We start from the raw sequence: 25,118 nt of genomic DNA, 5'->3' as shown, positions 1-25,118 counted from the left end.
ATTATACAGGATTTTTCGGTAAAATAATAATATGAATCTACAAGTAAACCAACGAATCCCCTTAAAAATCAAACGAATGGGCATCAACGGAGAAGGCATCGGATTTTATCAAAAAACGCTAGTCTTTGTCCCTGGTGCCCTTAAGGGAGAAGAAATTTTTTGTCAAATTACCTCAGTCAAACGAAATTTCGTTGAAGCAAAATTGTTAAAAATCAACAAGGAATCAAAATTCCGTGTCAAGCCGGCCTGTGACATCTATCAAGCCTGTGGTGGTTGCCAAATCATGCACCTCCGCTATGATAAACAATTAGACTTCAAACAAGATCTCTTGCAGCAGGCCCTAAAAAAGTTCAAACCAGCTGGCTACGAAAACTACACTATTTATCCAACAATCGGTATGGATAAGCCTATCCACTATCGTGCCAAATTACAGTTCCAGACTCGATCTTTCAAAGATCAAGTCAAGGCCGGTCTCTATGCGGAAAATTCCCATCGCTTGATTGGAATTACGAATTGTTACGTCCAAGATGCCGAAACACAAGAGATTATCAACGGAATCGCAAAGCTACTCACCAAGCACCGTATTCCTATTTATAATGAGCGCAAGCAACATGGAATCCGCACGGTTATGGTCCGCAAGGCTCGAAAAACAGGTCAAGTTCAAGTGATTTTTATCACCTCTTGTCAGGTTAATCTTATTAAATTAATTGATGAACTCACCAGTCAATTTCCAAGTATAATCACTATTGCTCTAAACTGGAATAGACAGAAAACGAGTGATATTTATGGTGAAAAAACAGAAATTTTATGGGGCGAACAAGCTATCGATGAAGCTGTTTTAGATTACGAATTCTCGCTATCTCCACGGGCATTTTACCAACTAAATCCCCAACAAACAGAAATTCTATATGGCGAGGCCGTCAAGGCTTTGGATATTTCAGGAGATGAAGACTTGATTGATGCCTACTGTGGCGTGGGCACAATCGGCTTCGCCTTTGCTAAAAAGGTCAAATCTGTTCGAGGTATGGACATTATTCCAGAAGCCATCGAGGATGCTAAAGCAAACGCTAAGCGAATGGGACTATCCAATACCCACTATGAGGCAGGTAAAGCAGAAGAAATCATTCCAAAGTGGTACCAAGAAGGCTACAGGGCCGATGCCTTGGTAGTTGATCCTCCACGAACTGGACTCGATGAAAAGCTCCTCAAAACCATTTTGGATTACAAACCAGCTAAAATGGTTTACGTATCCTGCAACGTCTCCACCCTTGCAAGGGACCTTGTTGAACTAAGCAAAGCCTACAAGGTAGAATACATTCAATCTGTCGACATGTTTCCCCACACAGCACGGACCGAGGCGGTTGTTAAATTGTCCAAACGAGATATCAACCATCATATTGATCTTGAAATTAATGAAGACGACCTCAAAGATATTTCTGTCAAGAAGGAAGCCACTTATTCAGAAATCAAAGATTATGTCTTTAGAAAATTCGAATTAAAAGTATCTACTCTTAACATTGCTCAAGTTAAAAGGAAACTTGGGATAATTGAGCGAGAGAACTATAATCACTCTAAGAAAGAAAATCAAAGAGTTCCAAATTGTCCACCCAAAAAAGAACAAGCTATCATCGATGCGTTAAGTTGGTTTGGAATGATTGAGTAATTAAATAAATTAAAAAGTGCAGAATTGATCTGCACTTTTTAACGTTCATAATCATTTGTATTGCGATTTTTACTTATTTGTTTTTGGTGTAATTTTTTGTGTTTTTCGATGCGTTCAAATACTTTTTTCTTATCATTTTCAGTGAGATAGTTTTGAAAATCTTCGTATAGGTTCATTGCAGGCTGCACTTCCTTCAATAGCGAATCCATTTTTTTCTCCGCTTCTTTTTGTTCAGCAATGCGTACTGACCTCTCATGTTGAAGTTGTACTCTAGCTCTTTTCAATTCACCAGTCAATTGGCTAATTTTCTTTTTTAATCCTTTGACAATACTATTGTTAAAGACTTTATCAATAAAATCGTCTAAAATTTGTTTCATAGGTTTGGTATTTACTTGGTATAACATTTTTTCAAAAATTTTTAAAGGTACAACTGCAAATTTTTCTTTTTTTCCAATTAGTCCACGTTCCTCTACTTTAAAGTCCTTGGTAAATAGGTAATTCTTATCCTCTTTAATTCCAATATCCTTTAATAATTGTTCGTTGATAGCATTTATAGCTTTTTCTTGAGCTAATAGTAATTCTAGTTTATCAGCTTTAGCTTCAAACTTTTCATCTAACTTATTAACAGACTCTTGCTTTGAATGGATGACATTATCATATTGTTCAATTGATTGTGTTTTTCTATCAATCTCTTTTTCAAGTGTATTCAACTTCTCTTTCTTTTTTGCAAATTCTTTTTCTACTTTTGAGACCTCAGAAGTGATTTCAGCTTTAATCTCATTCAGTTTCTTTCCTTTTTCCTCCTCAAGTTCAGCCATCATTTCTTTATATTCACGCATGTCTTTAATCTTGTTCGTACCTACTTTTTTACGTTCGACTGCCATTTCTTTCAACATTGTCTCAAGGACTTTAATTTCGTTGTTGCGAAAAGCCATAAGTTGAAATTTTCCTTTTTCTGTAAATCCCTCTTGCTTCAATGCTTTTGAAAAGCTGGGCTGTTTAGAGAGACCATTTTTATAACCGTCTGCGATGGGAACTACATTTAAATGTAAATGCGGAGCACCTTTTTCATCCAGATGCACTACTGCATTATAAACACGGAAATGTGGATGACGTTTTTCGAAATCTTGTGCATATTTAGCTAAATATATCCCTATGTTGAGTTTATATCCTTCTGGTAATTCATCCCAATCCGCTTTTGATCCAATACCAATGATAAACTCTCTTTGTTGATCTAAGGTATCAAGTTTACCAACATGTTTATAATAATCCTTGATTTTTCGATCATTTCTTATCTGCTTTTCATTGTATTCCTGCAAAGAAGGTCCAAATTCCTTTTCATATAGCTCTCGAATATCTAATTGTTTAACTACAATATTTTGATGACTTTTATCTCTAAGAATATGTGAATGTTCTGGGCTCTTCCATTCTTTTTCTGTTAAATCTCTATTATTATGTCGAATGTTTGTCATTCTCGGATTTGTTTTAAATGAAATAGTTAATTTTGGCATCACGTATACTCCTTAAAAATTTTTCTTTAATACAGTATGCCTTAAAAACTCATTTTAAAAATTTGAGAATGAATTTATTGGGAACTATCCCTGAACCAAGTAATTAATTACTGATGTTTTATTCTTTAGGACTGAAATCTATGGAGACCAATCTCTTACTATTAGAATGAAATTGACACCTTAACGAGTCCATTATAGAAAAATGTATTGACTATTTAAGTAATCCATATTTAAGCGATTAATGGTTTTGTATAGTTGACCATTTTGGCTGTAATAATGGATTCATAAATTACTCCATGATTGAAAAACATTGGCTAATAAAGTAATCCATGTTTGTAAAATAAAAGGCCAAGTAAAGTAGTCCATAATTGTATAATATATGGCTGAATAAACTAGTCCATATTCTCTAAATTAATGGACTAATTAAAGAAGCCCATATTTTCAAAAATAGCGGACCAATAAAGTAATCCATTCTTTAACAGATAATGGTTTTATAAAGTTACCCATTATGACTTAAAAAATGGATAGATAAATGACCCCATTATTTTTGTAGAAAAGTGATTATTTAAGATTGGTATCTTAATTTCTAAATTATCAATATCTTAAAATTTTGTGTTATGATTGCTCGAATAGCGAACAACGGCGAGGCGCTCCGCTATTCCTCGCCAAATAAATTAGACTCAATGATTTTCATTAAAAAATTTGAGAAGCAAGTAACAGAGGTTTTTGTTACTTTTTGTCAAAAAGTAACGTTTTTGTAGTTTTGACAACCCTACGGTTCATCAAAACTACAAACACTCTGCCGAGGGCTATGGGTTGCACCCCTTTTTTGACCCTCACGGTTCAAAAAATTCACTGCTTTTTCGGCCCACAAAAGTGGCCTCGAAAAAATCGGCGCGAACTACGCACCGAAAAAATTGCTTCACGCAATTTTTGCTTGCCCATCTTTTGCTAACAAAATAATTTCAGCTGCGCTAAAATTATCAGCAAAAAATGGTCTTCGCCCGTCGCACGAATCAACGTGCGATTTGTCCGCGAACAGCGCAGACAAAAAAGAGAGAGCTTATAACTCCCTCCCATGCTTATTAACTAGGCTATTACTCTAGTTAATGTTTGCAATTAGACATATATTCATCATACGAGATTTCCAATGGCTCATAAATCGAAATAGTTTTAAGCTCAATCAACGGTCGTGGGACTGACCCCAAAAAAGTGAGAATTTAATAAAAACACCCTAGGGCTACCGTCTCCGGTATTCAACCGGAGACAGGTAGTCCAATTTTTGTTGGATTCTTTTTTCATTATAATATTTGATGTAATTTTCTACAATTTGAATTACAATATATTTCTGAAACTACACAATACAAATATTGACATGCAATTATTAATTGGTGGATTTTAAGTTGACATCTATAAAGTTTAATGTTAGAATACATTCAAAAATATATTTGAATGAGGTGTTTTATGATTCAAAATATTGTTACTTCAATAATCCTGTATTCTGGGACAGCCGTAGACTTACTTATTATCCTAATGTTATTTTTTGCCAAAAGAAAAAGCAGAAAAGACATCATTAACATCTATTTAGGACAATTTCTAGGCTCTGTTAGTCTAATATTGCTAAGTTTGCTTTTTGCATTTGTCTTAGATTATATTCCTAGTAAAGAGATTTTAGGTTTGCTCGGTTTGATTCCAATTTTCCTAGGCCTCAAAGTTTTGCTTTTAGGAGATTCTGATGGAGAAGCTATTGCCAAAGAAGGTTTGAGCAAAGATAATAAAAACCTGATTTTTCTAGTCGCTATGATTACTTTTGCAAGTTGTGGTGCTGACAATATTGGTGTCTTTGTCCCATATTTTACTACCTTAAATTTAGCGAATTTGATAGTGGCTTTACTGACCTTTCTAGTCATGATTTATCTCTTGGTTTTTTCTGCCCAAAAATTGTCACAAGTCCCTTCTGTTGGAGAAACTTTGGAAAAATATAGCAGATGGTTTATTGCCGTTGTCTATTTAGGATTGGGGATGTATATCCTGATTGAAAACAACAGCTTTGACATGCTATGGGCTGTGTTAGGCTAGGAGAAAAAAATTATGAAAAAAGATAGTATCTGTCAAGTGGATGTTATAAATCAACAAAATGTTACAACCGCAACGAACTACCTTGAAAAGGAAAAAGTCCAAAAATCACTTCGCATTTTATCAAAATTTACCGATAATAAACAGATAAATATCATCTTTTATCTCCTTGCCGTCGAAGAACTCTGTGTCTGCGATATAGCCTGTTTATTAAATCTCAGTATGGCATCTGCCTCCCACCATCTTCGTAAACTAGCCAATCAAAACATCTTGGACACTAGAAGAGAGGGGAAAATTATATATTATTTTATAAAAGATGAGGAAATCAGAGATTTTTTTAATCAACTAGGATAACAACTATTTTTACTACTTTTCCATGATTATAGGGAGATTATATATGAAATTTTTGATGAAAATTACTCACAAGAAATACCTACTCGTATCAAATGTTTAAGAAAAAAGTATAATTTAAAGCAAAGCGACCTACGATTTTATCAGCGTTTACAGACATTCAAGAGAAATCTCTTGGATGTCTTTTTTGGGCTAAAGCAAGGCTATGATTAGCCTTGGCAAATTTGCCTAACAGCTCCAAACCTGTCATCAAATGAAATCGATGAGTTATCAGAATGAGTCGTAGCCTTCATCTCACAGTATAGGTAGATGGCTAATTTCATTTTAAAACTTTCAGTTTTAAGGGACTGACCCCAAAAAGTGAGAATTTAATAAAAAGACTTGACATATTTCGTTTACAATAGTAAACTTATTTTGAACATATTCGTTTACATTCGTAAACGACAAGGAGGAAAGGAAAATGAGCACAATAGAACTTAATACTTCTATCACAGATGCTGAATGGGAAGTAATGCGTGTAGTTTGGGCAAATGATCGAGTAACTAGTAAAACAGTCATCTCTGTATTGAAAGAAAAAATGGACTGGACAGAATCCACTATCAAAACGATCTTAGGTCGATTAGTTGAAAAAGGCGTACTAAATACAGAGCAAGAAGGTAGAAAGTTTATTTACACTGCCAATATTGTAGAGAAAGAAGCCGTAAGGGATTATGCAGAAGATATTTTTAACCGTATTTGCAATAAGAAAGTTGGAAATGTAATAGGAAGCATCATTGAAAATCATGTCTTAAGCTTCGATGATATAGATCGACTAGAGAAAATATTAGAGATAAAAAAATCTTTCGCAGTAGAAGAAGTGGCTTGCAATTGTCCAGAAGGACAATGCGAGTGTCATTTACATCATCATTAACATAAGGAGGAATAAAAATGAGTAAGAATAAACATATGTTATTAGGTATTGGACTTACAGTCGTATTAACTGCAGTTGGATATATTACACTTTTAGAACCAATGATTAGTTATTTTAAAATAAACCAGAGTGCAGTTAATATAGATATTCAAACAAGTAAAACAAAAAGTACACTTCCTATACCACCACTATTAGAGGATAAAAATCCAGATCCTAATATTGCGGATTTTACTTTAGAACCTCAAGAAAGAGAAACTTCATTTTTACCAAATACCAAGACACGAACTATGGGTTACAACGGAAGTTTCTTAGGCCCTGTCATCAGAGTAAGTAAAGGTGAGCAAGTAAATGTGCACGTAAATAACAAGCTAAAAGAAGCAACTACAGTTCACTGGCATGGACTAGAGGTAGAAGGAGAAAAGGATGGGGGCCCTCATCAAGGAATTGAAGCAGGAACAACTTGGGAGCCTAGTTTTACAGTAAATCAACAGGCTGCAACATTGTGGTATCATCCGCACTTTGGAGGAAATACTGCTACCCAAGTTTATAAAGGTTTAGCAGGACTATTCTATGTGGATGATGAAGTATCAAAAAGCTTAAATATTCCTAAGGAATATGGAGTAAATGATATACCTTTAGTAATTCAAGATAGAAGCTTTGGCAAGGACGGCAGTTTTATTTATAATACAAATATGATGGATGGAGCAACAGGGGATACTATCATAGTTAACGGAGCTATTAAACCTAATTTAGAGGTTAATAGAGTCAAGATGAGATTTAGAATAGTTAATGGTGCTAATGCAAGTAACTTTAATTTGAAGTTAGATAATAGAGATGGATTCTATCAAATAGCATCTGATGGTGGATTTTTAGAAAAACCGGTTAGCCAGAGAAATATTATGTTATCACCTGGGGAAAGAGCAGAGATAATAGTGGACTTTTCAAAGTATGAAAAGGGAACGCAGCTATCACTTATGAGTAATAAGGAAGCCATTATGACCTTTAATGTTAAAGGCGATGGGAAAGATGATACTGAAGTACCTAGCACTTTAACGAATATAGAAAGAATGTCAGAAGCACAAGCTACTAAGATAAGAAGTTTTGAGCTTCAAGGTATGGGTCACATGGTATCAATAAACGGTAAAAAGTTTGATATGAATAGAATTGATGAAACAGTGAAGCTTGGAGATACAGAGATTTGGGAAATTACAAACCCAGGATCTATGATGCATGAAATGGGACACCCATTCCATATTCATGGCACCCAGGTTCAAATTCTATCAAGAAACGGTAATGCGCCTTCTCCAGAGGAGAGCGGATGGAAAGATACTGTATATATTGAGCCTAACGAAAAAGTAAGACTTATAGTTAAGTTTAATAAGAAGGGTAGTTATATGTACCACTGTCACATTCTTGAACATGAAGAAGCAGGTATGATGGGACAAATTAAAGTAGAATAATAAATAATATTGAAGATCATGTCTTAAGCTTCGATGATATAGATCGACTAGAAAAAATATTAGAGATAAAAAAATCTTTCGCAGTAGAAGAAGTGGATTGCAATTGTCCAGAAAGACAATGCGAGTGTCATTTATATCATCATTAAGAATAAGGAGGAATTTAAAATGAACAATAACAACAAACATTTATCCCACTGTCACCATAATCATGGCGACATGGATCATTCAAAACATGAGCACGTAAGCACGGAAGAACATGGAGACCATAAGAATCAACATCAAGAACATCATGCTGAGCATGATCACAGCGGGCACAGCGGGCACAGTGGGCATGAACACCATCATCACGGTAACTTTAAGGAACTTTTCTTAAAATCATTGCCACTAGGAATCATTATTATGCTCTTATCCCCTATGGCTGGGTTTGACCTACCATTCCAGTTTACTTTTCCATATTCTGATATTGTAGTAGCTATTTTATCTACTATATTAATTATTTATGGTGGACGTCCATTCTATCAAGGCGCAGTTGACGAATTTAAACAAAAAGAACCTGGAATGATGGCTCTAGTTTCTTTAGGTATAAGTGTTTCATATTTATACAGTATTTATGCTGTTATCATTACCTACGTAACGGGTGGACACGTGATGGACTTTTTCTTTGAATTTGCTTCATTATTATTAATCATGTTATTAGGTCACTGGATTGAGATGAAAGCTATTGGAGAAGCAGGAGACGCACAAGCAGCATTGGCTAAGTTGGTACCAAAAGATGCTCACGTTGTGTTAGAAGATGATTCAATTGAAATACGTCCAGTTGCTGACTTACAGGTAGGCGATTTAATTCGTGTTCAAGCCGGAGAAAATGTGCCAGCAGACGGAACTATCGAGCGTGGCGAATCACGTGTAAATGAAGCTCTTTTGACTGGAGAATCAAAAGCAGTTAAAAAAGGTCCTGGCGATGAAGTAATCGGAGGCTCAACAAATGGAGAAGGGGTTCTTTATATTAAAGTGAATGAGACAGGTGATCAATCCTTTATCTCTCAAGTACAGACTTTAATTAGCCAAGCTCAAAGTCAGCCTTCCAGGGCAGAAAATATTGCGCAAAAGGTTGCAGGGTGGCTCTTCTATATTGCTGTTATTGTCGCGCTAATTGCTTTTGTAGTGTGGATGATTATTGGAGATATCCCAACGGCAGTTATATTTACTATTACTACATTAGTTATTGCTTGTCCGCACGCATTGGGTCTGGCTATTCCATTGGTAACCGCCCGAAGCACAAGCTTAGGGGCTAGCCGTGGCTTACTAGTAAAAGACCGCCAAGCCTTAGAAATAGCTCAAGATGCAGATGTGATAATTTTAGATAAAACGGGTACTTTAACAACTGGTGAATTTAAAGTATTAGATGTAAAACTTCTTAATGACAAATATACAAAAGAGGAAATCATTGCCTTATTGGCAGGTATTGAAGGAGGATCTAGCCACCCAATTGCTCAATCAATTATAAGGTTCGCCGAGCAGCAAGATATACGTCCAGCATCTTTTGATTCGATTGATGTGATTTCCGGTTCTGGAGTAGAGGGTAAAGCAGGTGGGCACCGTTACCAATTAATCAGTCAAAAAGCCTATGGACGTAATCTTGATATGGATATTCCAAAAGGAGCAACTCTTAGTGTCTTAGTAGAAAACGATGATGCCATTGGTGCTGTAGCTTTAGGGGACGAATTAAAACCAACGAGTAAAGAGTTAATTAAAGCTCTTAAAAAGAACAATATTCAACCAATTATGGCAACAGGTGATAATGAAAAAGCGGCTCAAGGCGCGGCAGAAGTTTTAGGGATTGAGTATAGATCAAATCAATCTCCACAAGACAAATATGAGTTAGTTAAAACACTTAAAGATGAAGGAAAGAAAGTTATCATGGTAGGTGATGGTGTAAATGATGCTCCTTCTCTTGCCTTAGCAGATGTTGGTATAGCTGTAGGTGCTGGAACTCAAGTTGCATTGGATTCAGCTGATGTCATATTGACTCAATCCGATCCAGGAGATATTGAATCATTCATTGAATTAGCACACAAAACAACTCGTAAAATGAAACAAAACCTATTTTGGGGAGCTGGTTATAACTTTATAGCTATCCCTCTAGCTGCAGGAATTTTGGCTCCTATTGGTATCACATTAAGCCCTGCATTAGGAGGAATCCTAATGTCTGTGTCAACAGTCATCGTCGCCATTAATGCTATGTTATTAAGTTTAGATCCAAAAAATAACGGTTAACAGATCGAATGATTGAAACTCCTTAAAGTATCAAGATACAATAGTTTTACAGGAGAAAAAGAGATGTAAGTACTGGCTCTTTGTAAAATCGTGTTGGTAGAAGTAGACGATTTTTCTACCAACACGATTTTTAATTTATTATAGAACTGATTATTTTTAGGATATAAGTACCTGAAGCATAGAGATGAGTATGGCTATAGTCAAAATAAAGCAGTAACAGCCTTGAAATATATAAATCTATCATTCAAAGAATTGATTTATGAACAATACGATTACTATGTTAAAAAAAATAAGAAAGATCCTTTGGATCGGGCTATCGATTATATGCTGAAATTTCAGAGAACTGATGCAAATTTTGAGATTCCCAAGCTTCTTGCTGTTGTTGATTCTATTCAAAAATATGTTTTTAGCCAATCAAAAATGAAGTGCGGGGACTATAGCGTGTTTGCTTCTTTATTAGAAAATGAACAAGTTGATGAAAGATTACAATTCTTAATTGATTATGGGGTACCTTGTTCAGCAGTCAAGAAAGTAAAATTACCAGAGGAGTTAACTGGTTATCCTAATATTATCCAATATCTAAAGGATAATATTTCGCAAATAAGTTCAAAGCTAATTCCTTATGAAATGAAGTTGATGAATGAGGCAATTTTTTAAGTGGATAATAATTTTTAAAATGTTGACAAGAGTTGTGTTTAATCGTACTGTATATATACTTCTAGTACACATCTAACAATGTTTTAAAACTAAAATCTTCTTACCTTCTGTAAGAAGATTTTTGCATGGAATTAAAACTAATATCAAATTCATTAACGGTTTTTTTATAATTTCCAAAAAATGGCAGAATATAGTTGAGTTATAGAAGGAGTTTATCATGAACTTACATGATTTACATTTCTACAAGCAACTACTTCTGCCTTTTGTAATGAGGAATCAGAGTCAAATAATTTCACTTGGAGGTCATCTATGGATGAACTAGTGAGATTTTTGGAAGAAATGCTTCTGAAATATGGAGACAACATTGATTGCTCAAATTTACCAATCAAGGAAGAAAACCTGTATACTGATGAGTAGTTGCTTGTATTCTTTTCTAAAAAGAGTTAAAATACCCTTAAGATTATAAGGGTATTTTTTGGTCAAACTTTTCAAGGAGAAATTAAATGAAGCGAAAGAAAGCCTATATCTATACAAGGGTATCTACGACTATGCAGGTTGAAGGATTTTCATTAGATGCTCAAGAAGCAAAAATTCAGCAATATGCCAATGCTTTTGATATTGAGATTGTGAAAACCTATCAAGACGCTGGGAAATCTGGTAAAACCATGCTAGGACGAACGGAATTTATGAACATGATATCAGACATCGAAGCAGAGAAAGATAAGGTGGACTATGTACTTGTATTCAAATTATCACGTTTTGGTCGGAATGCTGCGGATACTTTAAAATCTCTAGCTATTATGGAATCTCATGGTGTAAATCTGATTTGCGTTGATGATGGACTGGATAGTTCAAAGGATTCAGGAAAGTTAGTTATTACGATCTTGTCGGCAGTTGCTGAAATGGAAAGAGAGAATATTATTTCTCAAGCTATGGAAGGTCGTAGACAAAAAGCGAGAGCTGGTCAATGGAATGGTGGATTTGCGCCTGTAGGATATTCCCTTGTTAATGGTCAATTACAAGTAAATCATGAAGAAGCTGAATCCGTAAAGATGATTTTTGATTTATTTGCCAACAGTGATATGGGCACTATAGCTATTGCCAAGCATTTAGCCAACCTAGATATAAAGAAACCAATTCGACACAATAGTACGCTTCCATATTTTTCATCAAGTGGCATTGCAAGAATCTTAGACAATCCAGTTTACAATGGAAAAATTGCTTTTGGACGGCGTGAAAGCACTCGAGATAAAATTTCTGGTGAAACGAAAGTCACGCAGTCTGAAAATTATATTCTAACAGACGGAATCCATGAAGCAATTATTGACGATGAGACTTGGAAAAAAGTGAGGAAAAAACGAGAAGCTAATGCCCATAAGTATAAACGTGAGAATCCAAACAAGGGCGATTCTATCTATATACTTTCAGGGTTGATAAAATGTCCATTATGCAATGCTGGGCTTTATGGAAATAAAAGTATCAAGCGAAATAAAAATAAGAAAGATGAATACTATAAAAACTATTACTACTATGCTTGTAAACATAGAAAACATGTAGATGGTCATAAGTGCACATTTAATAAACAGCTTAAAACAGGAAATTTAGACCATGAAGTATTATCAATCATTAGTAAGTTAGTTTCAAGACCTGATTTTGCACGAAAACTGCAAGAGAAAATAAATATTCAGGTTGATACAAGTAGGATAGACAGTGAAATTGAACAATATAAAAGTCTCTTTCGCCAATTAAGTGCAACTAAAATGAATTTAATCCAACAGATTGACTCCTTAAATTTTGAAGATCCTCATTTTCAGCAAAAGTCAATTGATTTAGATATGAGATTAAATACTATTTATGATAAATTAGCAGATGTAGAAATGCTAATTGAGACAAGTGAATCTAAACGAGAGGTAATCCTAAAAGATAAAATGACCGCTGATAATATTTATAAAATATTAGTTAACTTTGCATCATTTATGGACGTCATGGAAGATATCGACAAGAAGCGATTGTGTCAGATGTTGATTGAAAAAGTCGAAATTTATGATGACAAAAATAAAGCAGGACGTTGGGTAAAAGCCATTCATTTCAAGCTTCCAATCATTGAGGAAGACTTAGAAATTAGTTTGGACAATAGTACACCGGTTGAGGCGGTTGTTAAACTAAGCAAAAAATAAAAGGCACTATAAGACTATGACGGGTAAATCCACTATGGTCATATAGAGCCTTTTTGAGTGTAGAAAAAAAGTCCCATATGACCTATAATGAAAAGCAACGAAACTCACATTAGAAAGACTCATATGGAACAACTAAATCTTATCACAAATTTTCTCAGAATTAAAGACAAAAATATCACTATCACTGATGAATATGATATGGGAACTCACTTAGAACTCCACGGTCACTTGGATTACACAGCCCCTAAATGCCCTTCCTGCAAGGGACAAATGGCAAAATACGATTTCCAAAAAGCCTCCAAAATTCCCTATCTAGAAACAGCTGGCTATCCCTTACTTATCCGTCTTAGAAAGCGTCGTTTCAAGTGCAAAGAATGTGGGAAAATGGCTGTCGCTGAAACTCCTCTTGTCAAGAAGAACCACCAAATCTCCGTCGCTGTTAACCAGAAAATCGCCCAATTACTCATCGAAAATCAAGCAATGACACATATTGCACACAGGCTATCTATCTCAACATCATCAGTTATCAGAAAGCTCAATGAGTTCAAGTTTGAAACAGATTGGAACAAGCTTCCAGAAGTCATGTCCTGGGACGAGTATGCCTTCAAGAAGGGGAAGATGAGCTTTATCGCACAAGATTTCAACTCCTTAAACGTCATTGCTATTCTGGACGGAAGAACTCAAGCAACCATCCGAAACCACTTTCTACGCTATCCTAGAAAGGTTAGAAATCGGGTCAAAGTCATTACCATGGATATGTTTAGTCCCTACTACAAATTGGCTAAACCCTTCGCTCTCCAATTTCTAAGCTCAGGCTGAAACAGTCTATTCCCAGACTGTTTCACTCCCGAATGCAAAAATTGTACTCGACCGCTTTCATATCGTGCAACACCTTAGTCGTGCTATGAACCGTGTCCGTATTCAAATTATGAATCAATTCGACAGAAAATCGCAGGAATACCGTGCCTTGAAACGTTACTGGAAATTGATTCAACAGGATAGTCGTAAACTCAGCGATAAACGATTTTATCGCCCTATGTTTCGGATGCATTTAACCAACAAGGAAATTCTAGAAAAACTCCTATCCTACTCAGATGAACTCAGACAGCACTATGAACTCTATCAATTTCTATTGTTTCATTTCCAAGAGAAAAATTCAGATCGTTTCTTCAGTCTCATCGAACAGGAAATAGCCACTGTGAATCCTATTTTCCAGACGGTATTTAAGACATTTCTAAAGGATAAAGACAAGATTTTAAACGCCATGGAATTGCCTTATTCCAACGCCAAACTGGAAGCTACCAATAATCTCATCAAAGTCATTAAGAGAAATGCCTTTGGTTTCAGGAAGATGAAAACTAGAAAAACCGATTTTGATGCTTTGAACAGTGAAAAGGGCTGGGAATAGCCCTTTTCAGCTTATCTCCTGAAAATAGGAAAGAGCTAAAAAAGAGAGAACGAAGTTCGTCCTCTCTAGGTGTTAGCTTTTCATCTACCCACTACAGTTGACAAAGAGCCGAATAATCGGGAAGACAGGATTCGAACCTGCGACACCTTGGTCCCAAACCAAGTACTCTACCAAGCTGAGCTACTTCCCGATACTATTAAAAATAAAGCTCCCCTAACGTCTCCATTAAGCGAGTGATGCACCCTAGAGGATTCGAACCTCTAACCGCCTGATTCGTAGTCAGGTACTCTATCCAGTTGAGCTAAGGGTGCTAACTATTATAATCTTCATGCCGAGGACCGGAATCGAACCGGTACGATGTTGCCATCGCAGGATTTTAAGTCCTGTGCGTCTGCCAGTTCCGCCACCCCGGCCTCTCAAAGCGAACGACGGGATTCGAACCCGCGACCCCCACCTTGGCAAGGTGGTGTTCTACCACTGAACTACGTTCGCAATCTTTCCCAATGCCGGCTACATGACTTGAACACGCGACCCTCTGATTACAAATCAGATGCTCTACCAACTGAGCTAAGCCGGCCTATTTCTATTCTATGCGGGTTAAGGGACTTGAACCCCCACGCCCGAAAGCGCCAGATCCTAAATCTGGTGCGTCTGCCAATTCCGCCAAACCCGCATATGACTCGTGCTGGGCTCGAACCAGCGACCCATTGATTAAAAGTCAATTGCTCTACCAACTGAGCTAACGAGTCTTCTCTCTTTTCTAAGAGGACGTAAGCTACGCTTACTTCATACAAACTTCAAAATGTCTACTAGACATCTCGAACGGTCCCGACGGGAATCGAACCCGCGATCTTCGCCGTGACAGGGCGACGTGATAACCGCTACACTACGGGACCTATGGGAGTTAACGGGATCGAACCGCTGACCCTCTGCTTGTAAGGCAGATGCTCTCCCAGCTGAGCTAAACTCCCAATTTGCTAAGCGACTACCGTATCTAACAGGGGGCAACCCCCAACTACTTCAGGCGTTCTAGGGCTTAACTGCTGTGTTCGGCATGGGTACAGGTGTATCTCCTAGGCTATCGTCACTTAACTGTTGAGTCTTGTCAACTCAAAATTGAATATCTATATTCTAACAAGTTTTACCAACGCTGTCAATATTGACTCTAGTTTATTTTTTGGATAAGTCCTCGAGCGATTAGTATTGGTCCGCTACATGTGTCGCCACACTTCCACTTCCAACCTATCTACCTGATCATCTCTCAGGGCTCTTACTAACATAAAGTTATGGGAAATCTCATCTTGAGGTGGGTTTCACACTTAGATGCTTTCAGCGTTTATCCCGTCCCTACATAGCTACCCAGCGATGCCTTTGGCAAGACAACTGGTACACCAGCGGTAAGTCCACTCTGGTCCTCTCGTACTAGGAGCAGATCCTCTCAAATTTCCTACGCCCGCGACGGATAGGGACCGAACTGTCTCACGACGTTCTGAACCCAGCTCGCGTGCCGCTTTAATGGGCGAACAGCCCAACCCTTGGGACCGACTACAGCCCCAGGATGCGACGAGCCGACATCGAGGTGCCAAACCTCCCCGTCGATGTGAACTCTTGGGGGAGATAAGCCTGTTATCCCCAGGGTAGCTTTTATCCGTTGAGCGATGGCCCTTCCATACGGAACCACCGGATCACTAAGCCCGACTTTCGTCCCTGCTCGAGTTGTAGCTCTCGCAGTCAAGCTCCCTTATACCTTTACACTCTGCGAATGATTTCCAACCATTCTGAGGGAACCTTTGGGCGCCTCCGTTACCTTTTAGGAGGCGACCGCCCCAGTCAAACTGCCCGTCAGACACTGTCTCCGATAGGGATAACCTATCCGGGTTAGAGTAGCCATAACACAAGGGTAGTATCCCAACAGCGCCTCCGTCGAAACTGGCGTCCCGACTTCATAGGCTCCTACCTATCCTGTACATGTGGTACAGATACTCAATATCAAACTGCAGTAAAGCTCCATGGGGTCTTTCCGTCCTGTCGCGGGTAACCTGCATCTTCACAGGTACTAAAATTTCACCGAGTCTCTCGTTGAGACAGTGCCCAAATCATTACGCCTTTCGTGCGGGTCGGAACTTACCCGACAAGGAATTTCGCTACCTTAGGACCGTTATAGTTACGGCCGCCGTTTACTGGGGCTTCAATTCAGATCTTCGCTTACGCTAAACCCTCCTCTTAACCTTCCAGCACCGGGCAGGCGTCACCCCCTATACATCATCTTACGATTTAGCAGAGAGCTGTGTTTTTGATAAACAGTTGCTTGGGCCTATTCACTGCGGCTGACCTTAAGTCAGCACCCCTTCTCCCGAAGTTACGGGGTCATTTTGCCGAGTTCCTTAACGAGAGTTCTCTCGCTCACCTGAGGCTACTCGCCTCGACTACCTGTGTCGGTTTGCGGTACGGGTAGAGTATGATACATCGCTAGAAGCTTTTCTCGGCAGTGTGACGTCACTAACTTCGCTACTTAACTTCGCTCCCCATCACAGCTCAATGTTATAGATACAAGCATTTGACTCATATCACACCTCACTGCTTAGACGGGCACTTCCAATCGCCCGCTTTAGTTAGCCTACTGCGTCCCTCCATCACTTCATACTCTAGTACAGGAATATCAACCTGTTGTCCATCGGATACACCCTTCGGTCTCTCCTTAGGTCCCGACTAACCCAGGGCGGACGAGCCTTCCCCTGGAAACCTTAGTCTTACGGTGGATGGGATTCTCACCCATCTTTCGCTACTCATACCGGCATTCTCACTTCTATGCGTTCCAGCACTCCTCACGGTATACCTTCTTCACACATAGAACGCTCTCCTACCATAACACCTAAGTGTTATCCACAGCTTCGGTAAATTGTTTTAGCCCCGGTACATTTTCGGCGCAGGGTCACTCGACTAGTGAGCTATTACGCACTCTTTGAATGAATAGCTGCTTCTAAGCTAACATCCTAGTTGTCTGTGCAACCCCACATCCTTTTCCACTTAACAATTATTTTGGGACCTTAGCTGGTGGTCTGGGCTGTTTCCCTTTCGACTACGGATCTTAGCACTCGCAGTCTGACTGCCGACCATAAATCATTGGCATTCGGAGTTTATCTGAAATCAGTAAACCGAGATGGCCCCCTCATCCAAACAGTGCTCTACCTCCAAGATTCTCAAATGTCGACGCTAGCCCTAAAGCTATTTCGGAGAGAACCAGCTATCTCCAAGTTCGTTTGGAATTTCTCCGCTACCCACAAGTCATCCAAGCACTTTTCAACGTGCCCTGGTTCGGTCCTCCAGTGCGTCTTACCGCACCTTCAACCTGCTCATGGGTAGGTCACATGGTTTCGGGTCTACGACATAATACTAATCCGCCCTATTAAGACTCGGTTTCCCTACGGCTCCGTCTCTTCAACTTAACCTCGCATCATATCGTAACTCGCCGGTTCATTCTACAAAAGGCACGCTCTCACCCATTAACGGGCTCGAACTTGTTGTAGGCACACGGTTTCAGGTTCTATTTCACTCCCCTTCCGGGGTACTTTTCACCTTTCCCTCACGGTACTGGTTCACTATCGGTCACTAGAGAGTATTTAGGGTTGGGAGATGGTCCTCCCGGATTCCGACGAGATTTCGCGTGTCTCGCCGTACTCAGGATACTGCTAGGTATAAAGAATATTTCAAATACGAGGCTATTACTCTCTTTGGCCTACCTTCCCAGGTAGTTCTTCTATACTCTTTAAGTCCACTTTGCAGTCCTACAACCCCGAGGAGTAAACTCCTCGGTTTGCCCTCCTGCCGTTTCGCTCGCCGCTACTAAGGCAATCGCTTTTGCTTTCTCTTCCTGCAGCTACTTAGATGTTTCAGTTCACTGCGTCTTCCTCTTCACTACCTTAACAGTAGTGAGTGACAGGCATTACCTGCCGGGTTCCCCCATTCGGACATCCCTGGATCATTGCTTACTTACAGCTCCCCAAGGCATTTCGTCGTTAGTCACGTCCTTCATCGGCTTCTAGTGCCAAGGCATCCACCGTGCGCCCTTATTAACTTAACCTTATTAACCTAATTTTTTCAAAAATTAGAAAACTCATTAAATATTTACAGCGTTTTCGGTTTATTTTCTTGTTACTATTTCTATACGTACTGTTACATACGTTTAGGAATGTTTGATAGATATTCAATTTTCAATGGACAAAATCTTAACAACTTCCGTTGTTAATGGAGCCTAGCGGGATCGAACCGCTGACCTCCTGCGTGCAAAGCAGGCGCTCTCCCAGCTGAGCTAAGGCCCCACAAGACCTCTCAAAATTAAAGAAGACTAACGTACAGGTTTCCATTTCCTTAGAAAGGAGGTGATCCAGCCGCACCTTCCGATACGGCTACCTTGTTACGACTTCACCCCAATCATCTATCCCACCTTAGGCGGCTGGCTCCTAAAAGGTTACCTCACCGATTTCGGGTGTTACAAACTCTCGTGGTGTGACGGGCGGTGTGTACAAGGCCCGGGAACGTATTCACCGCGGCGTGCTGATCCGCGATTACTAGCGATTCCGACTTCATGTAGGCGAGTTGCAGCCTACAATCCGAACTGAGACTGGCTTTAAGAGATTAGCTTGCCGTCACCGACTTGCGACTCGTTGTACCAGCCATTGTAGCACGTGTGTAGCCCAGGTCATAAGGGGCATGATGATTTGACGTCATCCCCACCTTCCTCCGGTTTATTACCGGCAGTCTCGCTAGAGTGCCCAACTGAATGATGGCAACTAACAATAGGGGTTGCGCTCGTTGCGGGACTTAACCCAACATCTCACGACACGAGCTGACGACAACCATGCACCACCTGTCACCAGTGTTCCGAAGAAAAATCCTATCTCTAGGACGGTCACTGGGATGTCAAGACCTGGTAAGGTTCTTCGCGTTGCTTCGAATTAAACCACATGCTCCACCGCTTGTGCGGGCCCCCGTCAATTCCTTTGAGTTTCAACCTTGCGGTCGTACTCCCCAGGCGGAGTGCTTAATGCGTTAGCTGCGGCACTGAGTCCCGGAAAGGACCCAACACCTAGCACTCATCGTTTACGGCGTGGACTACCAGGGTATCTAATCCTGTTCGCTCCCCACGCTTTCGAGCCTCAGCGTCAGTTACAGACCAGAGAGCCGCTTTCGCCACCGGTGTTCCTCCATATATCTACGCATTTCACCGCTACACATGGAATTCCACTCTCCCCTTCTGCACTCAAGTTTGACAGTTTCCAAAGCGTACTATGGTTAAGCCACAGCCTTTTACTTCAGACTTATCAAACCGCCTGCGCTCGCTTTACGCCCAATAAATCCGGACAACGCTCGGGACCTACGTATTACCGCGGCTGCTGGCACGTAGTTAGCCGTCCCTTTCTGGTAAGATACCGTCACTGTGTGAACTTTCCACTCTCACACACGTTCTTCTCTTACAACAGAGCTTTACGATCCGAAAACCTTCTTCACTCACGCGGCGTTGCTCGGTCAGGGTTGCCCCCATTGCCGAAGATTCCCTACTGCTGCCTCCCGTAGGAGTCTGGGCCGTGTCTCAGTCCCAGTGTGGCCGATCACCCTCTCAGGTCGGCTATGTATCGATGCCTTGGTGAGCCGTTACCTCACCAACTAGCTAATACAACGCAGGTCCATCTCATAGTGAAGCAATTGCTCCTTTCAAGCATCTACCATGCGGTAAATACTGTTATGCGGTATTAGCTATCGTTTCCAATAGTTATCCCCCGCTATGAGGCAGGTTACCTACGCGTTACTCACCCGTTCGCAACTCATCCGTCTAGTGCAAGCACCAGACCTCAGCGTTCTACTTGCATGTATTAGGCACGCCGCCAGCGTTCGTCCTGAGCCAGGATCAAACTCTCATAAAAAGTTTTGATTCAAACTCAAGCTATCACTAGCTTTCCGTTTTATTGTTTTGTTTTGTCATTGACGATTTATCCTTAGATAAATCACCCTGCACGTTTGGTTCGTCTTCTTTAATTTTCAAAGGTCTTGTTCGTTGTCGCGCTCTCGCGACAACTATCTAAGTTTATCATTTCTTAGAAACTTTGTCAACACTTTTTTGAAACTTTTTTTCGTTTCGCTGTTGACTAGTTCTTCAAGAGACAACTCAATTATTCTATCATCTTCTACTGAACTTGTCAACACTTTTTTCGAAACTTTTTTTCATTCCGCTACTGACTAGTCCCTCAAGAGACAACTCAATTATTATATCACGACTTATACACATTGTCAACTGGTTTTTTGAAAATGATAAAACAGCTGCAAAAACTGCAACTGTTTTATTATCTTTATTGACGTACCTCTAGAAGACCCAAATCTCCATCTTCACGTCTATACAATACATTTGTTGTACCGTCATTAGCATCTGTATAGATAAAGAAATCATGTCCGAGCAACTCCAATTGGAGGACTGCTTCTTCCATATCCATTGGTTTCAAGTCTACTTGCTTAGTACGAACCACTTTCACTTCCTCACCTGTTTGCTCAACAAGTTCATCTGTAAAGACTTGACCAGTTGCCACTTTTTGACGATGTTTTCGTTCAATCTTGGTTTTGTTACGACGAATTTGGCGTTCAATCTTATCTACTACAAGATCGATAGAGCCATACATTTCTTGTGAAATATCTTCTGCGCGAAGTGTAACTGCTCCAACTGGAATTGTTACTTCTACTTTTGCGCGCTTGTCACGGTAAACTTTTAGATTTACTTTAGCATTCAACTCTTGTTCTTCATTGAAATATTTCTCAATCTTAGCCACTTTCTCTTCTACATAGGTGCGAAGTGCATCTGTAACTTCAAGGTTTTCTCCACGAATACTGAATTTAATCATATTTAGTACCTCTTTCTTGGCTTTTGCCTTTCTTCACTATTATTATACCACATTATAGGAATATTGCAACCGTTTTCTTATCGTGTTAGTGAAAATGTTTTGATTTCTTTCCTACCAATTTTCATGAAAAGTTCTACAGCAAGTTGGATTGTGGCTCCTGTTGTGTATATATCGTCGAATAATAATATTTTTTCTGGCACTTCTTTTTCATCTAATAGATAGAACATCTGTTTTGCTTCTAGTCTCTCTGCTCGATTTTTAGACGATTGTTTTTGGCTTTCATACTTTCCAAGAAGGGACTGATAGGGAATATTTGTAGCATCCAAAAGTCCTTCCACTTGATTAAACCCACGTTCTGATAGTCGTTTTTGACTAATTGGTATGGGAACAACTGTGTAGTCAGGAAATTGGCTTAACGCTATTCTAAGCTTTTTAGCAAAAATATTTCTTAAAACATAGTCTCCTTGAAATTTGTAGCGACTAAAATAATGTGCCATCGCTTGATTATATTGGTACAAAGCTGTGTGGACAACTATTTTCCCTTGATTCTGCCAGTACTGACAATCCTTGCAACTTTCCGATTCTCCATTTTTATAACAATGTGGACAGTGTTGCTCTGCTATTTCCTCAAAAGTCAAAAAACATTCTTCACAGGTGCCCGATTTTTCTTTACTAAAGAAGATGAGATCTGAAAATCTTGTTTTATTTTTCATAGCTTGACCGCACAATAGACAATTAGACATAGCCAGCCTCCTTGTTCATCTGTTTAATTTCAGCGATTGCCTTTTCAATGGCTCCTGTACTTCCTTCATGATAAAACTGGAGTAACCCAGTCGGACGTTCCATACTCCTGCCGACCCGGCCCGCAATCTGAACAAGACTTGACGCTGTGTAGAGGTAATGATTGGCTTGAACAACAAAGACGTCTACACATGGGAAGGTTACCCCACGTTCAAGAATAGTAGTCGAGATTAAGACTGTGATTTCTCTCTTGCGAAACCCCTCAACGATTTCAAGGCGATTTTCTGTTTGACTGGATACAAAACCAATTGTTTCTTCTGGGAATGTTTTTTTCATTATCTTGGTAAATTCTTGACCTTTGGAGATTTCTGGGACAAAAATGAGTAAGGGAAAGCCCGACTTTCTCTGTTCTTCAATCGCTTTTTTCAACTTTGGAACTAGTCTATTTTTCTTTAGGGTATCATCGAATTTACTAAACCAGACTTTTTGCGGGACAACAAGCGGATTGCCATGAAATCGCCTTGGCAAACTAAGACGGTTTAATTTGCCCGTTCTGACTTTTTTATCCAATTCATCTGTTGAAGTCGCCGTCAGAAAAACTTGAACACCGGTTTCCTTGACCGCATTGTCTGCTGCTCGATAGAGCATGGGATTATCTACATAGGGAAAGGCGTCTACTTCATCAATCAAAACCAAATCAAAGGCCTGATAAAATTTTAATAACTGATGTGTGGTTGCTACAACTAATGGAGTTCGGAAATAGGGTTCAGACTCTCCATGTAGTAAACTAATTGGAACTGAAAAGTCATTTTGCAGACGTTTATAGAGTTCGATACAAACATCGATTCGAGGACTGGCTAGGCAAACCGCTCCGCCTTTATCAATCACTGAGGCAACGGTGTGGTAAATCATTTCTGTCTTACCTGCTCCTGTTACTGCATGAACCAATGTCGCACGATTATTTTCCACGTTTGCAACTAGTCCATCTGAAATTCTTTGTTGCCAATCAGTTAGTTGACCTTTCCACTTTAAACACTTAGTGATTGGAAAATCTTTCTGAGGAAAATGATAGAGTTTTTCGTCTGACCGTACTCTGCCTAGAAGCAGGCAGGCTCGACAATAATAAGCATCGTTTGGCAATTTGTTTTCTTCTTCAAAAGTTGTTCCACAGCGAAAGCAGTTATTCTTTTTTGTAATACTTGGCACTTTTTCTGCTATTTCTCTTTCTTTTGCTGCCAATTGGTATTTGGTAAATAATCTTCCATAATAATTTTCTAGTTCTTTCATCACTTATTTATTCGGAATTTCTTGTCAGTTTTAAAAAAAATTAGTACAATTTGGTTATGAAAGAATTTAAAACAATTAGAGAAGATGGTATTGTTGAAGAAGAAATTAAAAAGTCACGATTTATCTGCTTTATGAAACGAGTGACCAGCGAGGAGGAAGCTCGCGACTTTATCAACAAGATCAAGAAAGAACATTACAAGGCTACTCATAACTGCTCTGCTTTTGTCCTTGGAGAAAATATGGAAATCAAGCGTTCCTCAGATGATGGGGAGCCGTCTGGTACTGCTGGTGTGCCAATGCTGACGGTTTTAGAAAATCACGAACTGACTAATGTCGCAACAGTGGTTACCCGCTATTTTGGAGGTATCAAACTAGGGGCAGGCGGACTTATTCGTGCTTACGCTGGAGCAGTGGCTAATGCAGTCAAGGAGATCGGTGTTGTGGAAGTCAAGGAGCAGGAAGGTATTTCCATTAGTATGTCCTACGCCCAATACCAAGAGTTTGCCAATTGGCGAGCTGAGCAAGGTCTGGAAGAATTTGATACCCAGTTTACTACTGAAGTTTCAACCATGATTTTTGTAGATAAAGAATTCCTTGAACAAACATTAGCAAGTCTCACTGATTTTTACCACGGAAAAGTATCCGCAAGAAAAACCAACTCTCGAATCGTTGAGGTACCTGTCTATTAAAAAAAGCTATCGGCGAGATAGTTTTTTTATATTATCCTTTTTTGACTTTCTACTATATAATGTATAATAACATTATTTGGAGGTGCCATATGGCTATTTATCAAAACATTACTCAATTAGTTGGAAAAACACCTGTTATTAAACTCAATAATATCGTTCCAGAGGGAGCAGCGGAAGTCTATGTGAAATTAGAGGCCTTTAACCCAGGATCTTCTGTAAAAGACCGGATCGCCTTGGCTATGATTGAAGATGCTGAAAAGGCTGGTACAATCAAACCTGGAGATACTATTGTTGAGCCAACAAGTGGTAACACTGGTATCGGTCTTGCTTGGGTTGGAGCAGCAAAAGGTTATAAGGTGATTATCGTCATGCCTGAAACCATGAGTGTTGAGCGTCGTAAGATTATCCAAGCTTATGGAGCTGAACTTGTCTTGACTCCTGGTAGCGAAGGGATGAAGGGGGCTATCGCCAAAGCAAAAGAGATTGCTGAAGAAAAAAATGGCTGGGTTCCTTTCCAGTTTGCTAATCCATCCAATCCAAAAGTTCACGAAGATACAACAGGACAGGAAATTTTGGAAGACTTTGGAACAACTGGTTTAGATGCCTTTGTATCTGGCGTTGGTACTGGTGGTACCGTTTCAGGTGTTTCGCATGTTTTGAAGACAGCAAATCCAGATATTGCTATCTATGCTGTCGAAGCTGATGAATCAGCTGTCTTATCTGGTGAAGCACCTGGTCCGCACAAGATCCAAGGTATTTCGGCAGGTTTTATTCCAGATACTTTGGACACTAGCGCCTATGATGGCATTATTCGTGTCAAATCCGATGATGCCTTAGCTACAGGTCGTGCTATCGGTGGAAAAGAAGGATTCTTAGTTGGTATTTCTTCAGGTGCAGCAATTCACGCTGCTATCGAAGTCGCTAAGGAGTTGGGAACTGGAAAAAAAGTGTTAGCAATCTTGCCTGATAACGGAGAACGTTACTTGTCAACAGCTCTTTACGAGTTTAATGATTAAAAAGAAAG

13 protein-coding genes, 10 tRNA genes, 3 rRNA genes and 4 pseudogenes are annotated in these 25,118 nt (G+C 39.4%); 12 read left to right on the top strand and 18 right to left on the bottom strand.

The genetic code is table 11. The annotated features are described in order from the left end of the window. Window positions 1-31: 31 nt before the first annotated feature. Window positions 32-1,381 (top strand): annotated as a pseudogene (gene rlmD, locus GPW69_RS02240) (23S rRNA (uracil(1939)-C(5))-methyltransferase RlmD); the annotation flags it as partial. Window positions 1,382-1,701: 320 nt separating this feature from the next. Here the strand turns inward: rlmD and GPW69_RS10680 are convergent. Both GPW69_RS10680 and GPW69_RS02230 read right to left on the bottom strand, forming a co-directional pair. After that, window positions 1,702-3,174, bottom strand: a complete 1,473-nt coding sequence (locus GPW69_RS10680) for a plasmid recombination protein (protein WP_024378623.1) — start codon at window positions 3,172-3,174, stop codon at window positions 1,702-1,704. 1,240 nt (window positions 3,175-4,414) lie between these two features. Next, window positions 4,415-4,528 (bottom strand): annotated as a pseudogene (locus tag GPW69_RS02230) (IS3 family transposase); the annotation flags it as partial. A 110-nt stretch (window positions 4,529-4,638) separates the two neighbouring features. Here GPW69_RS02230 and GPW69_RS02225 point away from each other — a divergent pair. From GPW69_RS02225 to GPW69_RS02180, 9 genes and pseudogenes are all read left to right on the top strand, one after another. Further along, window positions 4,639-5,253, top strand: coding sequence for a CadD family cadmium resistance transporter (locus GPW69_RS02225; protein ID WP_024389446.1), 615 nt, complete (start codon window positions 4,639-4,641; stop codon window positions 5,251-5,253). A gap of 12 nt (window positions 5,254-5,265) precedes the next feature. After that, entirely contained in the window at window positions 5,266-5,604 is a 339-nt protein-coding gene (gene cadX, locus GPW69_RS02220; RefSeq protein ID WP_000711078.1) for a Cd(II)/Zn(II)-sensing metalloregulatory transcriptional regulator CadX, read from the top strand. A gap of 457 nt (window positions 5,605-6,061) precedes the next feature. Continuing rightward, window positions 6,062-6,511 carry a CopY/TcrY family copper transport repressor gene (locus tag GPW69_RS02210; RefSeq protein ID WP_018381135.1) on the top strand — a complete coding sequence of 150 codons (450 nt, stop codon included), beginning with the start codon at window positions 6,062-6,064 and terminating at the stop codon, window positions 6,509-6,511. A 17-nt stretch (window positions 6,512-6,528) separates the two neighbouring features. After that, window positions 6,529-7,971, top strand: coding sequence for a multicopper oxidase family protein (locus tag GPW69_RS02205; RefSeq protein WP_029177190.1), 1,443 nt, complete (start codon window positions 6,529-6,531; stop codon window positions 7,969-7,971). Between the two features lie 8 nt (window positions 7,972-7,979). Further along, window positions 7,980-8,117: pseudogene (locus GPW69_RS02200) on the top strand (CopY/TcrY family copper transport repressor); the annotation flags it as partial. A 19-nt stretch (window positions 8,118-8,136) separates the two neighbouring features. Then, on the top strand, window positions 8,137-10,248 hold the full coding sequence (locus GPW69_RS02195) for a heavy metal translocating P-type ATPase (RefSeq protein WP_074391584.1): 2,112 nt from the start codon (window positions 8,137-8,139) through the stop codon (window positions 10,246-10,248). Window positions 10,249-10,500: 252 nt separating this feature from the next. Further along, window positions 10,501-10,905, top strand: a complete 405-nt coding sequence (locus tag GPW69_RS02190; protein WP_044680342.1) for a hypothetical protein — start codon at window positions 10,501-10,503, stop codon at window positions 10,903-10,905. 503 nt (window positions 10,906-11,408) lie between these two features. Next, a complete protein-coding gene (locus GPW69_RS02185; RefSeq protein WP_024410661.1) occupies window positions 11,409-13,082 on the top strand; it encodes a recombinase family protein in 1,674 nt (557 codons plus the stop codon). 123 nt (window positions 13,083-13,205) lie between these two features. After that, window positions 13,206-14,490 (top strand): annotated as a pseudogene (locus GPW69_RS02180) (transposase). Window positions 14,491-14,606: 116 nt separating this feature from the next. Here the strand turns inward: GPW69_RS02180 and GPW69_RS02175 are convergent. From GPW69_RS02175 to GPW69_RS02100, 16 genes are all read right to left on the bottom strand, one after another. Further along, window positions 14,607-14,680, bottom strand: a tRNA-Pro gene (locus GPW69_RS02175). Between the two features lie 47 nt (window positions 14,681-14,727). Next, window positions 14,728-14,801, bottom strand: a tRNA-Arg gene (locus GPW69_RS02170). 18 nt (window positions 14,802-14,819) lie between these two features. Next, window positions 14,820-14,903: transfer RNA gene (locus GPW69_RS02165), tRNA-Leu, on the bottom strand. Window positions 14,904-14,910: 7 nt separating this feature from the next. After that, window positions 14,911-14,982, bottom strand: a tRNA-Gly gene (locus GPW69_RS02160). 12 nt (window positions 14,983-14,994) lie between these two features. Continuing rightward, window positions 14,995-15,067: transfer RNA gene (locus GPW69_RS02155), tRNA-Thr, on the bottom strand. Window positions 15,068-15,081: 14 nt separating this feature from the next. Then, window positions 15,082-15,163 (bottom strand) — tRNA-Leu (locus GPW69_RS02150). A gap of 3 nt (window positions 15,164-15,166) precedes the next feature. Continuing rightward, a tRNA-Lys gene (locus GPW69_RS02145) sits at window positions 15,167-15,239 on the bottom strand. Between the two features lie 74 nt (window positions 15,240-15,313). Further along, a tRNA-Asp gene (locus GPW69_RS02140) sits at window positions 15,314-15,386 on the bottom strand. Window positions 15,387-15,388: 2 nt separating this feature from the next. Beyond that, window positions 15,389-15,461 (bottom strand) — tRNA-Val (locus GPW69_RS02135). A gap of 5 nt (window positions 15,462-15,466) precedes the next feature. Further along, window positions 15,467-15,582: ribosomal RNA gene (gene rrf, locus GPW69_RS02130) — 5S ribosomal RNA — on the bottom strand. 85 nt (window positions 15,583-15,667) lie between these two features. Then, window positions 15,668-18,571, bottom strand: a 23S ribosomal RNA gene (locus GPW69_RS02125). A gap of 165 nt (window positions 18,572-18,736) precedes the next feature. Then, a tRNA-Ala gene (locus GPW69_RS02120) sits at window positions 18,737-18,809 on the bottom strand. Between the two features lie 53 nt (window positions 18,810-18,862). Beyond that, window positions 18,863-20,411: ribosomal RNA gene (locus GPW69_RS02115) — 16S ribosomal RNA — on the bottom strand. The 16S, 23S and 5S rRNA genes sit together here with 10 tRNA genes alongside, the layout of an rRNA operon. Window positions 20,412-20,834: 423 nt before the next feature. Beyond that, window positions 20,835-21,377 carry a ribosome hibernation-promoting factor, HPF/YfiA family gene (gene hpf, locus GPW69_RS02110; RefSeq protein ID WP_014637536.1) on the bottom strand — a complete coding sequence of 181 codons (543 nt, stop codon included), beginning with the start codon at window positions 21,375-21,377 and terminating at the stop codon, window positions 20,835-20,837. A gap of 77 nt (window positions 21,378-21,454) precedes the next feature. Next, complete coding sequence (locus tag GPW69_RS02105; protein WP_074391010.1) at window positions 21,455-22,120, bottom strand: ComF family protein; 666 nt, start codon at window positions 22,118-22,120, stop codon at window positions 21,455-21,457. Then, window positions 22,113-23,405, bottom strand: coding sequence for a DEAD/DEAH box helicase (locus GPW69_RS02100; RefSeq protein WP_074391009.1), 1,293 nt, complete (start codon window positions 23,403-23,405; stop codon window positions 22,113-22,115). The genes GPW69_RS02105 and GPW69_RS02100 overlap by 8 nt, the downstream gene beginning before the upstream one ends. A 56-nt stretch (window positions 23,406-23,461) precedes the next feature. On the opposite strand from GPW69_RS02100, the gene GPW69_RS02095 reads away from it, so the two are divergent. Then, entirely contained in the window at window positions 23,462-24,094 is a 633-nt protein-coding gene (locus GPW69_RS02095; RefSeq protein ID WP_044769501.1) for a YigZ family protein, read from the top strand. Window positions 24,095-24,183: 89 nt separating this feature from the next. Continuing rightward, a complete protein-coding gene (cysK, locus tag GPW69_RS02090) occupies window positions 24,184-25,110 on the top strand; it encodes a cysteine synthase A (protein ID WP_002937015.1) in 927 nt (308 codons plus the stop codon). Window positions 25,111-25,118: the final 8 nt, after the last annotated feature.

The sequence above is a fragment of the Streptococcus suis genome (assembly GCF_902702775.1).
Classification (GTDB): Bacteria; Bacillota; Bacilli; order Lactobacillales; family Streptococcaceae; genus Streptococcus; species Streptococcus hashimotonensis.
This window is presented reverse-complemented; position numbering and strand designations above follow the sequence as displayed.

What these genes read in the sequence shown, in the direction of transcription:
- cadX (WP_000711078.1), top strand. Translation starts at nt 5,266, where the DNA reads ATGAAAAAAGATAGTATCTGTCAAGTGGATGTTATAAATCAACAAAAT.
- GPW69_RS02195 (WP_074391584.1), top strand. Translation starts at nt 8,137, where the DNA reads ATGAACAATAACAACAAACATTTATCCCACTGTCACCATAATCATGGC.
- GPW69_RS02095 (WP_044769501.1), top strand. Translation starts at nt 23,462, where the DNA reads ATGAAAGAATTTAAAACAATTAGAGAAGATGGTATTGTTGAAGAAGAA.
- hpf (WP_014637536.1), bottom strand. Translation starts at nt 21,377, where the DNA reads ATGATTAAATTCAGTATTCGTGGAGAAAACCTTGAAGTTACAGATGCA.
- GPW69_RS10680 (WP_024378623.1), bottom strand. Translation starts at nt 3,174, where the DNA reads ATGCCAAAATTAACTATTTCATTTAAAACAAATCCGAGAATGACAAAC.
- cysK (WP_002937015.1), top strand. Translation starts at nt 24,184, where the DNA reads ATGGCTATTTATCAAAACATTACTCAATTAGTTGGAAAAACACCTGTT.
- GPW69_RS02100 (WP_074391009.1), bottom strand. Translation starts at nt 23,405, where the DNA reads ATGAAAGAACTAGAAAATTATTATGGAAGATTATTTACCAAATACCAA.
- GPW69_RS02225 (WP_024389446.1), top strand. Translation starts at nt 4,639, where the DNA reads ATGATTCAAAATATTGTTACTTCAATAATCCTGTATTCTGGGACAGCC.
- GPW69_RS02185 (WP_024410661.1), top strand. Translation starts at nt 11,409, where the DNA reads ATGAAGCGAAAGAAAGCCTATATCTATACAAGGGTATCTACGACTATG.
- GPW69_RS02105 (WP_074391010.1), bottom strand. Translation starts at nt 22,120, where the DNA reads ATGTCTAATTGTCTATTGTGCGGTCAAGCTATGAAAAATAAAACAAGA.
- GPW69_RS02210 (WP_018381135.1), top strand. Translation starts at nt 6,062, where the DNA reads ATGAGCACAATAGAACTTAATACTTCTATCACAGATGCTGAATGGGAA.
- GPW69_RS02205 (WP_029177190.1), top strand. Translation starts at nt 6,529, where the DNA reads ATGAGTAAGAATAAACATATGTTATTAGGTATTGGACTTACAGTCGTA.